At 69.5% G+C, this 13640-nt stretch carries 11 protein-coding genes and 1 pseudogene; 3 read left to right on the top strand and 9 right to left on the bottom strand.

Annotated features, from left to right (window positions below; translation table 11 throughout):
- The first annotated feature begins 85 nt into the window (after nucleotides 1-85).
- Nucleotides 86-1882, top strand: coding sequence for a long-chain fatty acid--CoA ligase (locus AB0M83_RS27390; protein ID WP_364521237.1), 1797 nt, complete (start codon nucleotides 86-88; stop codon nucleotides 1880-1882).
- 75 nt (nucleotides 1883-1957) lie between these two features.
- Here AB0M83_RS27390 and AB0M83_RS27385 read toward each other — a convergent pair whose 3' ends face one another.
- The 5 genes from AB0M83_RS27385 to AB0M83_RS27365 form a co-directional block, all read right to left on the bottom strand.
- Nucleotides 1958-2590, bottom strand: a complete 633-nt coding sequence (locus AB0M83_RS27385) for a hypothetical protein (RefSeq protein WP_364521236.1) — start codon at nucleotides 2588-2590, stop codon at nucleotides 1958-1960.
- Nucleotides 2591-2910: 320 nt separating this feature from the next.
- Entirely contained in the window at nucleotides 2911-4272 is a 1362-nt protein-coding gene (locus AB0M83_RS27380; protein ID WP_364521235.1) for a GH1 family beta-glucosidase, read from the bottom strand.
- Between the two features lie 16 nt (nucleotides 4273-4288).
- Entirely contained in the window at nucleotides 4289-5173 is an 885-nt protein-coding gene (locus AB0M83_RS27375) for a carbohydrate ABC transporter permease (RefSeq protein ID WP_364521234.1), read from the bottom strand.
- A gap of 9 nt (nucleotides 5174-5182) precedes the next feature.
- Nucleotides 5183-6115, bottom strand: coding sequence for a sugar ABC transporter permease (locus AB0M83_RS27370; protein ID WP_364521233.1), 933 nt, complete (start codon nucleotides 6113-6115; stop codon nucleotides 5183-5185).
- Entirely contained in the window at nucleotides 6115-7401 is a 1287-nt protein-coding gene (locus AB0M83_RS27365) for an ABC transporter substrate-binding protein (protein ID WP_364521232.1), read from the bottom strand. Before AB0M83_RS27365 ends, AB0M83_RS27370 begins: the two co-directional genes overlap by 1 nt.
- Before the next feature lie 220 nt (nucleotides 7402-7621).
- On the opposite strand from AB0M83_RS27365, the gene AB0M83_RS27360 reads away from it, so the two are divergent.
- Nucleotides 7622-8659, top strand: a complete 1038-nt coding sequence (locus AB0M83_RS27360) for a LacI family DNA-binding transcriptional regulator (protein WP_364521231.1) — start codon at nucleotides 7622-7624, stop codon at nucleotides 8657-8659.
- An 11-nt stretch (nucleotides 8660-8670) separates the two neighbouring features.
- Here the strand turns inward: AB0M83_RS27360 and AB0M83_RS27355 are convergent, their stop codons facing one another.
- The 3 genes from AB0M83_RS27355 to AB0M83_RS27345 form a co-directional block, all read right to left on the bottom strand.
- Nucleotides 8671-9777, bottom strand: coding sequence for an NAD(P)/FAD-dependent oxidoreductase (locus tag AB0M83_RS27355; RefSeq protein WP_364521230.1), 1107 nt, complete (start codon nucleotides 9775-9777; stop codon nucleotides 8671-8673).
- 67 nt (nucleotides 9778-9844) lie between these two features.
- Complete coding sequence (locus AB0M83_RS27350) at nucleotides 9845-10813, bottom strand: ferritin-like domain-containing protein (RefSeq protein WP_285483367.1); 969 nt, start codon at nucleotides 10811-10813, stop codon at nucleotides 9845-9847.
- A gap of 116 nt (nucleotides 10814-10929) precedes the next feature.
- The gene (locus AB0M83_RS27345) at nucleotides 10930-12171 is read right to left on the bottom strand and encodes an aminotransferase class I/II-fold pyridoxal phosphate-dependent enzyme (RefSeq protein WP_364521229.1); all 1242 of its coding nucleotides are present in this window, start codon (nucleotides 12169-12171) and stop codon (nucleotides 10930-10932) included.
- A 63-nt stretch (nucleotides 12172-12234) separates the two neighbouring features.
- Here AB0M83_RS27345 and AB0M83_RS27340 point away from each other — a divergent pair, with 63 nt between their 5' ends.
- Nucleotides 12235-12714, top strand: coding sequence for a hypothetical protein (locus AB0M83_RS27340; RefSeq protein ID WP_364521228.1), 480 nt, complete (start codon nucleotides 12235-12237; stop codon nucleotides 12712-12714).
- Between the two features lie 272 nt (nucleotides 12715-12986).
- On the opposite strand, the pseudogene AB0M83_RS27335 reads toward AB0M83_RS27340, so the two are convergent.
- Nucleotides 12987-13594 (bottom strand): annotated as a pseudogene (locus AB0M83_RS27335) (HNH endonuclease signature motif containing protein); the annotation flags it as partial.
- Between the last annotated feature and the right edge of the window lie 46 nt (nucleotides 13595-13640).

Here is a 13640-nt window from a genome sequence, read left to right as displayed (position 1 = left end):
ATGGTCTTAAGGTGCTCACCACGCTAAGTTGACTGGCGGGTAACAGCGGTGTCGCCCGCCGCACGCGTTGAACACGGAGGTCCACGTGCGCGAATACAGCGCTCCCGCCGGCAAGCCGGTGGCCGACGACGAGAACATGTCCGATGTCGTCTGGGCGAACGCCGAGCGGTTCTCGGACGTGGTGAGCTTCCGCCGCCAGGTCGACGGAACCTGGCTGGACGTCACGGCCAAGGAGTTCGCCGGCCAGGTGCTGGCGGTGGCCAAGGGCCTGGCCCAGGCCGGGATCGGCCGCGGCGACCGCGTCGCCATCATGTCCAAGACCCGCTACGAGTGGACGCTGATCGACTTCGCGATCTGGGCGGCGGGCGCGGTCACGGTGCCGATCTACGACACGTCCTCCCCCGAACAGGTGTACTGGATCCTCTCCGACTCGGCCGCGAAGGGCGTCTTCGTCGAGACGAACGCCCACGCCGCGGCGGTCGAGGAGATCCGGGACCGGCTCACCGAGCTGGACCACACGTGGCAGATCGAGGGCGACTCCCCCGCCGTCGAAGAGCTGTCCGCGATCGGCGCGCAGCTCTCCGACGACGAGCTGCACGCACGCCGCCGCGAGGTGAGCGCGGGCGAGCTCGCCACGATCGTCTACACCTCGGGCACCACCGGCCGCCCCAAGGGCGTCGAGCTGACCCACCGCAACCTGCTGGCCGAGATCCGCGCCGACATCGAGGCGTTCCCGCAGCTCATGGAGCAGGGCAACTCGCTGCTGGTGTTCCTCCCGCTGGCGCACGTGCTGGCCCGCGCGATCGCCGTGACCGCGCTGTCCGCGCGCGTCACCCTCGGGCACACCCCGGACGTCAAGAACCTGGTCGCCGACCTGGGCACGTTCCGGCCGACGTTCGTCGTCGCGGTGCCGCGTGTGTTCGAGAAGGTCTACAACTCGGCGAAGCAGAAGGCCCACGGCGACGGCAAGGGCAAGATCTTCGACGCCGCCGAGGCGGTCGCGGTCGCCTACAGCGAGGCGCAGGACAAGGGCGGCGCCGGGCTCGGCCTGAAGGCCAAGCACCTGGTGTTCGACAAGCTCGTCTACGGCAAGCTGCGCGCGGCCCTCGGCGGCCGCTGCGTCGCGGCGGTGTCCGGCGGTGCCCCGCTCGGCGCGCGGCTGGCGCACTTCTTCCGCGGCATCGGCGTCCCGGTGTTCGAGGGCTACGGCCTGACCGAGACGTCCGCGGCGGCGAACGTCAACACCCAGACGGCGTTCCGCGTCGGCACGGTCGGCAAGCCGGTCAACGGCACGTCGGTCCGCATCGCCGACGACGGCGAAGTGCTGCTCAAGGGCGACGTCGTCTTCCAGGCGTACTACAACAACCCGCAGGCGACGGCCGAGTCCCTCACCGACGGCTGGTTCCACACCGGCGACCTGGGCGAGCTCGACGCCGACGGCTTCCTCAAGATCACCGGCCGCAAGAAGGAGATCATCGTGACGGCGGGCGGCAAGAACGTCGCCCCGTCCGGCCTCGAGGACACGATCAAGGCGGCCCCGCTGGTCAGCCAGGCCATGGTGGTCGGCGACCAGCGCCCGTTCATCGCGGCGCTGGTGACGGTGGACGAGGAGTACTTCCCGTCCTGGAAGTCCCAGCACGGCAAGCCGGCTGCCGCCACGGTCGCGGACCTGGCCACCGACGCCGACCTGCTCGCGGAGATCCAGGCCGCCGTCGACGAGGCCAACAAGCAGGTGTCCAAGGCCGAGGCGATCAAGAAGTTCACGGTGCTGGCCAACGACTTCACCGAGCAGGGCGGCGAGATCACGCCGAGCCTGAAGCTGAAGCGCAACGTGGTCACGAAGAACTACGCCACCGACATCGAGAGCCTCTACAAGAAGTAGCCGAATGCCGTGAGGGGCACCTTGAGGGGCTTCAAAGTCCCTGAAGGTGCCCCACACGGCTCTCCCAGAGGGCTACTACATCAGTTTCGCGGTGGCGGTCGTCACGGCTGCTGCCAAGGCGATCAAGCCGAGACCCAGCGGACTCGCCACCGCGCCGACCAGCCTCGATATTAACTGCCACCTCGGCACTTTGATCAAGAGCGCATCCCTGGGCGGCTCGGACAACGGCGGCGGCAGATACGGTCGTGTCCTCGTCGTATGGACGAGGAGCGCAGACGCCGCTTTGCTGGCTTCGGACAGCCGGTAGCTGTCGAGGCAGTCCTGACTCACCCAGGAAATCCACCGGCTGAAGTACCAAGCGGAAGACTCCGTGTCGTCGACAGCCATGCCGCGAAGCCTGCTGAAGGCCGAGCCGTAGTACCCAATCGAATTTTGCAAGCGGTGCTTCGACTTCTCGATGCGAAGGTAATAACGTCGAGCGCGACGCGACGTCGCCACCTCGGCGCAGCACAGCCACTGCAACCGCGTCAGTTCGACGAGGATGTCAGTCAAGTCGCTGGTCAGACGATACAGATAGTGTCGCGCAATGAATGTCCTAAACAACCAGGTGCCTAATACGAGCGGGATGCCGATGAAGATCGAGTAAAAAACTATGTAGACATCCCAATCGAACTGGCCGTATGGCGAGAATACCACCACAGCTAGCATCCAGTAGAAGATTATCGCACATGTGAAGCTGGTCAGACTCGACATGGCTTCCCAAGCCCGCACTCTGGCCAGGACCCGGGAGGCAACTTCGTCCCCCGGATGGTCAACAAGAATCTTTTTCCGCAACCTACCAAGGATTCTCTTTCGGCTCGTCCATCGCGAAAAGTCCCGCGCTCCTCCTGGTTTCCGCCACTGTCGCAGAAGCATCAGATGATGATAGGGCCGAAGTTCACAGCCTGAAGAGTGCCGAAGAAAATATGTTCAGCGAATCCCGCATGCATCCCGGAGCGCGGATTTGCGCAGGAGCATGCGGGCAGTAGTCAGCCGAGCCGCTGGGTGGCGATGTGGTCGCGGTACCAGCGGAAACTGGCCCGGGGCGTGCGCTCCTGCGTCGCGTAGTCCACGTGCACCAGGCCGAACCGGTGCTTGTAGCCGTGGGCCCACTCGAAGTTGTCCAGCAGCGACCAGCAGAAGTACCCCCGCAGGTCCACGCCCGCCGCCGCGGCCGCGCGCGTCGCCTCGATGTGCTCGCTCAGGAACGAGATGCGCTCGTAGTCGGCGAAGTCGCTCCGGTCGGTGTACACGCAGCCGTTCTCGGTGACGTACAGCGGTGGCAGGCCCGGGTAGCGGTTGTGCAGGCCGACCAGGGCTTCGGTGAGGCCCTCCGGCTCCACCGGCCAGCCCATGCCCGTGCGCGGGACGTCCGGCAGCCGTGAGGTGTCCACGCCGATGTCGGTCACGGTCCGCAGCGCCGGGTCCGGCTCGCGGTGGGGCGCGTCCGCGACGTGCAGCCGGTAGTAGTAGTTCACGCCCAGGTAGTCCAGGGGCACGCCGATCGTCTCCAGGTCGCCGTCGTGGCGGAACGAGAAGTCGGAGACGCCGTCGAACATCGCCACCAGGCCCGGCGCGTACCGGCCGCCGAACAGCGGGTCGGTGAACTGGCGCCGCAGCAGGGTGTCCTGGCGGGCCGCCGCCGCGGCGTCCGCGGCCGAGTCCGTCACCGGCACCGCGGGCGACTGGTTGAGCACGATCCCGAACTGGTGCTGCGGCGGCGCCTGCGCCCGCAACGCCCGCACCGCCAGGCCGTGGCCGAGCAGCAGGTGGTGGGCGGCGGCGAGCGCGCCGTGGCCCTCCCGCGCGCCCGGCGCGTGGCGCCCTTCGCCGTAGCCCGCGACCGCGCACGGGTACGGCTCGTTCAACGTCGTCCAGTGGTCGACGACGTCGCCGAGCTCCTCGTGCACCAGCACCGCGTACTCGGCGAAGCGCGCCGCCGTGTCGCGGGAGCGCCAGCCGCCCTCGTCCTCCAGGGCCTGCGGCAGGTCCCAGTGGTACAGCGTGAGGAACGGCTCGATGTCCCGCTCCCGCAGGGCTTCCACCAGCCGCCGGTAGAAGTCGAGCCCCCGGCGTTCGGCGCGCCGGCCGTCCGGCTGGACCCGCGGCCAGGACACCGAAAAGCGGTAGGAGTCGACGCCGAGGTCGCTCAGCAGGCCGAGGTCGGCGGGCCAGCGGCGGTAGTGGTCCGCCGCGGGCTCGCCGGTGTCACCCCCGGCCACCGCGCCGGGGACCGCCGCGAAGGTGTCCCAGATGGACGGTCCGCGTCCGTCGGATCGGGTCGCGCCCTCGATCTGGAACGCCGAGGTGGCGACGCCCCAGCGGAAGCCGGGCGGGAAACTGGTGGTCACGGTGATCTCCGGGAGGTCAGCCCTTGAGCGCGCCCTGCATGATGCCGCCGACGATCTGGCGGCCGAACAGCAGGAACACGAGCAGGACGGGGACGGTGCCGATGGTGGCGGCGGTGAGCACGAGCGTGTAGTCGGTGGTGTAGCCACTGGCCAGGGTGGACAGTGCGGTTTGGACGGTCGGGTTCTCCGGCACCAGCACGACCAGCGGCCAGAAGAAGTCGTTCCACGCCTGCATGAACGTGAACAGCCCGAGCACCGCCGCGGCCGGGCGGGCGGCCGGCAGCGCGACGTGCCAGAACAGCCGCAGTGAGTTGCAGCCGTCCATCCGCCCGGCTTCCAGCAGTTCCAGCGGCAGGGCCCGCTCGAAGTACTGGCGCATGAAGAACACGCCGAACGCGGTGACCAGGCCGGGCACGATCACCGCCTGCAGCTGCCCGGCCCAGCCGAAGTCGGCCATCATCATGTAGAGCGGCACGACGCCCAGCTCGGTCGGGATCGCCTGGGTGGCGACCACGAGGAGCAGCAGCACGGTGCGGCCGCGGAACTTCAGCTTGGCGAAGGCGAACCCGGCCAGCGTCGAGAACAGCACGACGGACACGGTGATCGTGCCCGCGACGATGATCGAGTTCCCGAGCGCCAGCGCGAAGTCCGTCTCGTCGAAGACCCGCGCGATGTTCTCGAACAGGTGGCCGCCGGGCACGAGGACCGGCGGCACGCTCCCGACCGCCTCCGACGTCTGCGAGGAGACGACGAACGACCAGTACACGGGGAACGCCGAGCCGGCCAGGATCGCGATCAGCGCGGCGTAGGTCCACGGGCTCGCGACCCGGCGCACGAGGCGCCGGGCCCGCCCGGGGGCCGCCGGCGGCGCGGGCGCCGCCGGGGTCAGCACGGTGGTCATGTCGGCTCCTCAGTCCGTTTGGATGCGCCGGGTCACCAGGTACGACACGCCCGCGACGAGCATCGTGGCCACGGCCAGGATCAGCGCGATCGCCGAGCTGTAGCCGAAGTCGTACTTGGTGAAGCCCTGCTCGTAGAGGTAGAGCGCGGCGGTCTGGAACTGCCGGTCCGAGCCGCCGGTGGCCGCCGCCGTGCCGGGGTTGAACAGCAGCGGCTCGGCGAGCAGCCGCATGTTCCCGGTCGTCGCGATCACCGTCGAGAAGATGATCTGCGGTCGCAGCAGCGGCACGGTGATCCGCCAGAACTGCTGCCACCCCTTCGCGCCGTCGAGGGTGGCGGCCTCGTACATGGTCGACGGGATCGCCTGCATCGACGCCAGGAAGATCAGCGCGTGGTAGCCGGTCCAGCGCCACACCACCATCGCCGCGATGGCGGTGTGCGAGCTGGCCGTGCCGGCCTGCCAGTCGACGTGCCCGCCGCCGAACCAGCTCAGCACCCAGTTCACCAGCCCGAAGTCCCGGCCGAAGAGCTGCGCGAAGATGATCGTCACCGCCGCCACCGAGGTGATGTTCGGCAGGATCATCCCCATCCGGAACATCGTGCGCCCGCGCAGCCGGCGGTTGAGCAGGTGCGCGATGCCGAGCGCGAACAGGATCTGCGGGATCGTGGTCAGCAGCCACAGGCTGACCGTGTTCCCCATCGAGTTCCAGAAGTACGGGTCGTGGAACAGCAGCTGCTCGTAGTTGCCGAACCCGATGAACGTCGCGCCCTCGGCGTCGAGCAGGTTGCGCTTCTGCAGCGACACGAAAGCCGTGTAGAGCAGCGGGAACAACCCGAAGACGCCGAAGATCAGGAAGTACGGGCTGATGAAGCCGAACGGCGACAGCTTGACGTCCCACTTGTGCCGCCGGTCGGCGAAGGACAGCGTTTTCGCCCCAGCCATCACTTGAGCTTTTCGACGTCACCGACCAGCTGCTGCCAGGCTGCCGCGCCGTCCTGCTTGCCCTGCTCGACGCGCTGCATCGCGTTGCCGAACTCCGTCTGGACGTCGCCCGCCTTCGGGCCCTGGTACTGCGGGTTCAGCTTCTTGGCGGCGTCGGTGAAGAGCTTGCCGACCGGCGCGCCCGAGAAGAACGAGTTGGTGTAGCCGGTGATCTTCGGGTCGTCGTAGAGCGACGGCGTCGAGGGCAGCAGGCCCTTGCTGGTGAACACCTTCGCCTGCTGCTCGGGCGCGGTCAGCCACGCGGCGAGCTCGGCGGCTTCCTTCGTGTGCTTGCCCTGCTTCGGCACGGTCAGGTACGAGCCGCCCCAGTTGCCGCCCCCGCCGGGCACGGTGGCGATGTCCCACTTGCCCGCGGTGTCCGGCGCCTGGTCCTTGATCTTGGTCATCATCCAGGCGGGGCAGGTGACGGTGGCGAACTGGCCCTGCGTGAACCCGGTGTTCCAGGTCGGCGTGCTGTAGAGCAGGCCGGCGGAGAGGTTCGCCTTGACGGCGTCGACGACCTGGTCCCAGCCAGTGCGCAGCGCCGGGTTGCTGCCGACGACGATCTGGTCGCTCTGGTCGTAGTAGCCGACCGGCGCCTGGCCGACGATCGCGTTGAGCACGGTCGGGCCGCCGTCCATGAACTTGACGCCGTTCGGCGCCTTGGACTGGAAGCGCTTACCGGTTTCGAAGAACGCCTGCCAGGTGGGCCAGAGCGCGGAGACGGCGTCGCGGTCGGCGGGCAGCTGGGCCTTCTCGAACAGGTCGCGGCGGTAGCAGATCGCCAGGCCGCCGACGTCGGTGCCGTAGCCGATCTGCTGCCCGCCCTTGGCCAGCGAAGCCGACCACTTCCAGGCCAGCCAGCGATCCTTGAGCTTGTCGCCGCCGACGGTGTTGAGGTCGACGAACTTGTCCGGGTTCGCCTTGAACTGGGCGACGTACCCGGTGTCGATCGCTTCGATGTCCGCGGCGCCGCCGCCGGTGGCCAGGTGCGCGGCGAGGTTCTTGTGGTGGTCGGAGTAGGACGCGGTCCGCTCGGTGATTTCGATGTTCGGGTGCGCCGCCTGGTATTCCTTGATCAGGTCGGTGTAGCCGAAGTTGCCGAAGAGGCCGAGGCTGAGCTTGACCTTCCCGCCGCTGCCGGCGTCGCTGCTTCCGCAGGCGCTCAGCGCGGTGACCGCGGCCAGGCCGGCGCACACCACCCCCGCGATCAAGCGGATCCGGCGGGTTGTCGTTTTCGGGCGCATGAGATCTCCGTTGTTCTGCGGGCCGGTCGGAAAACGCGGGACTATGAGAGCGCTCCCAGCACGTGTTCGTCAAGTAACAAACTGGTAACGCGGCTCGGCATTTACCCAGCCTGAGATCATGTGCTAGGAATGTAACCGGTTACAGCTGCATCATCCGAGGCTTCGCCTCGGGTCGGGGGCTCCGCCACCCGAACCCCCGGAAAGCGCTGTAGGAGGCACCATGGTCACCGCCCGCGAGATCGCCCAGCTCTGCGGGGTTTCGGTCGCGACCGTGTCGCGGGTGTTCAACCGCCCCGCCACGGTCAGCGCGACGACGCGCGAGCACGTCGAGCGCGTCGCCCGGGAGCTCGACTTCTCGCCGAACGAGTCGGCGCGGGCCCTGTCGCGGCAGCAGTCGGCGATGGTCGGGCTGGTCTGGGACACCGACCACCGGCGGCCCGGCTGGCGGCACCCGTTCCTGCAGGACCTGTTGCTCGGCCTCAAATCCGCGCTCAGCTCGCACGGCTACCACCTGCTGATGCTCGCGACGAGCGACGACGCGCGCGACCGCAACCCGGGCGTGTCGCTGGCCGACCCGGTCGCGTACGTGAGCATGACCCGGCGCCACCACCTGGCCGGGCTGGTGCTGATCGACAGCGGCACCGACGCGGACGCTTTCGCCACGTTCGCCCAGTCCGGGCTGCCGTGCGTCGCGGTCGACGTGGCCCTGGCGGGTCCGCGGGCGACCTACGTGACCTCGGACAACGCCGGCGGCGCGGCGGAAGCCGTCCGGCACCTGGCCGCGCTCGGCCACGACCGGATCGCGACGATCACCGGCCCGCGCGGCAACGCCCCCGCCGCGGCCCGCACCGAGGGCTACCTGCGCGGACTGGCCGAGGCCGGATTGGCGGCGCGCGACGATTTCATGGTCACCGGGGACTTCTATCGCGAGAGCGGGTTCGTCGGAATGCGGCGGCTGCTGGCCCGCAAGGACCCGCCGACGGCGGTGTTCGCGGCCAGCGACGAGATGGCGGTCGGCGCCCTGCTGGCGGCCCGCTCGGCCGGGCTGCGAGTGCCGGCGGACCTGGCCGTGGTGGGCTTCGACGACATCGAGGTGGCGTCCCTGGTCGACCCGGCGCTGACGACGGTGGCCCAGGACAAGCCGGGCTTCGGCACCGCGGCGGCGGGAGCGCTGCTGGCGATGATCGAGACCGGGACGGCACCGGATCCGGTGCACCTGCCGACGAAACTGGTGGTCCGCGACTCCTGCGGCACGTAGCGGGTCCGGTGCTACGCGGTGACCTCGGCGTCCCAGTCGATGTGGTGCGCGTAGACCCAGCCCGGCTTTTCGCCGACGTCCTTCCCGGCGCTCGACGCGACCAGCTTCTCGACCCGCTCGCGCCGAAGTCCTTCGTACGCCGCGAAAGCCGACACCGGATCCGGCAGGTCGCGCAGGCACTGCGCCAGGATCACGCCGTCCTCCAGCGCCATCGACGCGCCCTGCGCGGCGGCCGGGGACGCGGCGTGCGCGGCGTCGCCGGCCAGGACCATCTCCGGCGTCGACCAGACGCGCGTCTCGGGGAGGTCGTAGGAGTGGTCGCCGAACACCTCCTCGCCCGTGGCCGCGATGATTTCGGCGCAGGGCAACGGTTCCCCGGCGAACGCCGCGTGCGCGAACTCGCGCCAGCCGGCCGGCGTCACGGCCGCGATGTCCTCACGGGACCGCTCGGTGTCCGGGATGCGGGCGAACCAGAACGTGGCGCCGTCCGGGTCGGTGGTGAACCCGAAGGCGGCCTTGCTGCCGCGGACCATCCGGTAGATCCCGGGCGCCGACGGCAAACCGGGCGCGCGCGTGTAGCCGTAGACGACGGTCAGCCCGGTGTAGCGCGGCTCGTCCGCCGCCGGGTCGATCAGCCGCCGGACGACCGAGCGCAGGCCGTCGGCGCCGACGAGGACGTCTCCGGTCTCGATGGTGCCGTCGGCGAACTCGGCCGTGACGCCGTGGGGGCCGGTCCGGGCGCCCACCAGCCGCTTCCCGCGTTCGAGCGGCACGCCCCGGCGCGTGGCTTCCTCCTGCAGGACGCGGTAGAGCGTCGCGCGGGTCAGCGTGCGCGGGCCGTCGACGCTGCCGGTGTCGAACTCGTTGCGCCCGACGGTCTCCCCGTTCGCGGCGACGAGCTCGACGCCGTACGCGGCGAAGGACGCGTCGATCACCGGCCGGTCGGCGCCGATCGCGCGCAGGGCGTCCATGCCGTTGTGCATGATCGTGAGGAACGCGCCGACGTCCTCCCCGCCGGCCGGGTAGGCCTCGAAGACCACCGGATCGTGTCCGGCCAGCTTCATCGCCATCGCCGTCACCGTGCCGGCGACGCCGCCGCCCGCGACCAGTACCCGCACCGTGCTCCCCCTCGTGGACTCCGCGTGCCGCCGCTCACGACGTTACCGTGACGGCGGCACGCGGCGCTCACTCCTTGGCGCCACTGGTGGCGATGTCGCCGTTGAGGCCGCGCGGGTAGAAGCCGCCCGAGGAGACCTTGTCCGGGTTGAGGTAGGCGATGTTGAGCACGCGGTCGGCGGAGCGGCCGAACGCGATGCCGTTGGCGTCCGCGGGGACGAGGTTCGCCTTGCCGTCCTTGAGCACGCCTTCGTCGTCGTCGGCCTTGCCGTCGAGGCTGTCGCGGGCGTCGGAGATCTTGTTCGTGATGTCGCCGAGGCCGCGTTCGAACAGCTGCCCGCGCACGATGCCCGCGTGGTAGGCCTCGACCGCGAGGATGCCCGCCGCCGCGTCGAGGAACGTCTTGTTGTTCACCAGCGGCGCCGCGCCCTTGTAAGCCGACACGCCGACGTCCTCGAACAGGAACGCGGCGAGCAGGAAGTTGTTCTCGCTCGCGAACGGGTCGAAGGTCTGGCCTTCCTTGATGACCCCGGCGGCCTGCATGGCGGCGGTGAAGCTGTTCTGGAAGTCGATCTCCGGCTGCGCGACGGCGGCCTTGTCGAGCGCCTTGCGCAGGAAAGTGACGTGGGCGACCTCGTCGCCGGCGATCTCCTGGACGATCTGCTTGGTGTGCTCGCTCTTGAACTTCACGGCGTGCCCGCCGGAGACCTTGCCGAGGTTGCCGACGCCGTTGACGTACTTCTCGTTCAGCCCGTAGCCGTAGACGGCGAACGAGTACAGGTTCGCCTCGAGGTACTCCAGGTTGAGCGCGAAGTTCAGCACCGCGGCGTCGCTGGCGGCGGCGTCCTGCGCGTTCTGCTCCGGGTACTGCGAAGTCGCGCCCGCCGAGCCGAGGCCCAGCGACAGCGCGGTACCGAGCGCGCCGGCACCCGCGACGCCGAGCCCCGCCGCTCCCGCAGCCTTGAGGAAGCGGCGGCGGTCGGTCGCGTTCTCCGCGCTGCGCTCGACGAGCTGCTGTGTGTAGCGTTTTCCGAACACCGGGGGACGTCCTCTCGTGACGAGTTCGTCCACCTCACCCACCGGTCATACGTACCCGGACGGCCCCCGGCTCGGTCAAATCGGGAAAAAGTTCTTGCTCTTTTTGTTTCCGCAGGTCAGGAGCGTTCGGCCGCGGCGAGCCGGACGCACACGGCGAGCGCCCGGACGGCCTCCTCGACGTCGGCGAGCACCGGGAACGTCGGCGCGATGCGGATGACCGCGTCGGCCGGGTCGTCGCCGTGCGGGTGGGTCGCCCCGGCGGGGGTCAGCGCGACACCGGCCTCCTTCGCCAGCCGCACGACCTCCTTCGCGGTGCCCTCGGGCACGGTCAGCGACACGAAGTACCCACCAGTCGGCTTGGTCCAGGACGCCAGGTCGGAGAGCTCTTCGGTGAGGATGCGGTCGACGGCCTCGAACTTCGGGCCGATGATCTCGGCGTGCTTGCGCATGTGGGCGCGGACGCCGTCCTCGTCCTTGAGGAAGAGGGCGTGGCGCAGCTGGTTGACCTTGTCCGGGCCGATGGTGCGCTTGCCGACGTTGCCGACCCACCAGGCGAGGTTGGCCTCGGAGGCGCCGAAGAAGCCGACGCCGGCGCCGGCGTAGGTGATCTTCGAGGTCGAGCCGAAGACGAACACGCGGTCGGCGTTGCCTGCCTCGGTGGCCAGGGCCAGGATGTCGGCCAGCTCCGGCTCGTCGTCGGTCAGGTGGTGCACGGCGTAGGCGTTGTCCCAGAAGATCCGGAAGTCGGGCGCCGCGGTGGTCATGCTGGCGAGCCGCCGCACGACGTCGTCACCGAACGTGACGCCGGTGGGGTTGCTGTACTTCGGCACGCACCAGATGCCCTTGACGGCGCTGTCCTCGGCGACGAGCCGCTCGACGACGTCCATGTCGGGGCCCTGGTCGGTCATCGGCACCGGGACCAGCTCGATGCCGAAGCGCTCGGTGAGCGCGAAGTGGCGGTCGTAGCCCGGGACGGGGGCGAGGAACTTCAGGGTCGGCTCGTCGGCCCAGCGGCGCTCGGCACCGGGGAGCTTCGACAGCAGCGCCTGGACGACGGCGTCGTGCATCAGCTCGAGGCTGGAGTTGCCCGCGGCGAGCAGCTGCTCGGCCGGGACCTGCAGGGCGCCCGCGAAGATGCGGCGCAGCTCCGGCAGGCCCTTGAGGCCGCCGTAGTTGCGGACGTCGGTGCCGTCCTCGGCCTTGAAGGTGCCGTCGCCGGGGAGGTTCAGCAGGCCGTTCGCGAGGTCGAGCTGCTCCGGGGAGGGCTTGCCGCGGGTGATGTCGAGGGAGAGGCCGCGGTCGACCAGGGCCGCGTAGTCGCGGCGGGCCGTGTCGACGTCGACGGAAGCAGTGGTCATGACGTCAACGCTAAACCCGGCGTCGATACCATTTCGGGGCGGGTCCTGGCTAGGGTGGTTGGTGTGCATTTGGTAGTCCACGCCGACCAGCGGCAGTTCTCGTTGCGCGACTCCGGTTCCCGGCTGGACGGAAGCGGCTGGACCGCGCTCGCCGTGGAATCCCACCGGATCGGGGTGGAGCCGGGCGGGTTCGCGATCGCCACGGCGAGGTCCGACCTGGTGGAGTCGTCGATCACGCTCCTTCCCGCACCGCCCGCGTTGTCGCCTTCCGCGGAGCACGTGGTGGAAGCGGATCTTCCGGTTCCGAGCGGAAAACTCGTGATTTCCGGTCCGGCGGACTACCCATCGCAGGAAAAGCTCTTTTCGGTGCTGCCGGGTTTGTACCGCGCCCGGGTCTCGTACGTCCCGGCCGGGCCGCCGCCAGTCGACTGGAACGACCACGAGTACGGCGAGCACTACCGGTACGTGGTGGAGATGTGGCCGGCGTCGTCGGAGTCGGACGTCGAGGTCCTGAGGCAGGGCGCGGCGGTCTGGGACGGTTAGGCGTGGGTGGCACGCATGCCGCTCGTCGTAGCTGCCTGGCGGGTGGCCGGTGCGCCGTTGAGTGCGGTGCGTGGCGGCGGTGGCTGCTGTTCGGCGTTGAGGACTCGAGCCGGCTCGGCCGCGCTGGGTAGCGATGGCTGTTCCGCCACGGCCGGGCATTGGTCGCGCGGTTCGTTGGTGCCGATCGTGACTGGTGCTGCTGTTTGGGCTGCTGTGGCCGGGGCGTGGGTGTAGGCCCGTAGCCGGTTGGCTGCGGGCCTTTCCCGTTTTGTTCACGCCGCGAATGGCAGTGGTTGGTGCAGGTTGTTGCGCCGGGGTTTTCGGCGTTTGTCCAGGAACACCGGTGGCAGGAACTCCGGTAGGCCGTCGGCGGCGATGCGGACTTGCCAGCCGGAGCGGTGCAGGAGTCGGTGGTGGTGGGCGCACATGAGGACCAGGTTGCCCAGCTCGGTCGGCCCGCCGTCAGCCCAGTGGTGGATGTGGTGGCCCTTGAGCAGTGGCGGGGTGGGCGGTTACAGCCGGGGAAGGCGCAGCCGCGGTCGCGCAGGTACAGCGCGTGGCGGAGTGGGGTGGAGACAAGGCGGTGGCGGCGGCCGAGATCGAGAAGCTCGCTCTTGGTGCCAAGGACGGCGGGGATGAGTGTGCAGTCGCAGGCGTGGATGCGGGCTTCGGCGGCGGAGATGGTGCCGAGGTCACCGAGCACGGCGCGGCCGACGCTGACCTTGGGTGCGGTGTCGAGGGCGGCTTGATCGGGAGCCGGGTCGGGCAGGGTTCCGGTGTTGCCGAGCATGGCCTGGCCGATGCCCGACCTCAGGTCCGCCAACGACACCGCGACCATCACGTGGGTTCGCTCGCCGGCCTGCATCGGCAACTCCGGAGAGTTGAAAGCCAGGTCGATCGCGTCGGAGAAGGCGTCGCTGGAAGCT

This window comes from Amycolatopsis sp. NPDC051106 (genome assembly GCF_040682775.1).
GTDB lineage: Bacteria > Actinomycetota > Actinomycetes > Mycobacteriales > Pseudonocardiaceae > Amycolatopsis.
The sequence above is the reverse complement of the archived record's forward strand: the minus strand, read 5'-3'. Positions and strand labels throughout refer to the sequence as shown.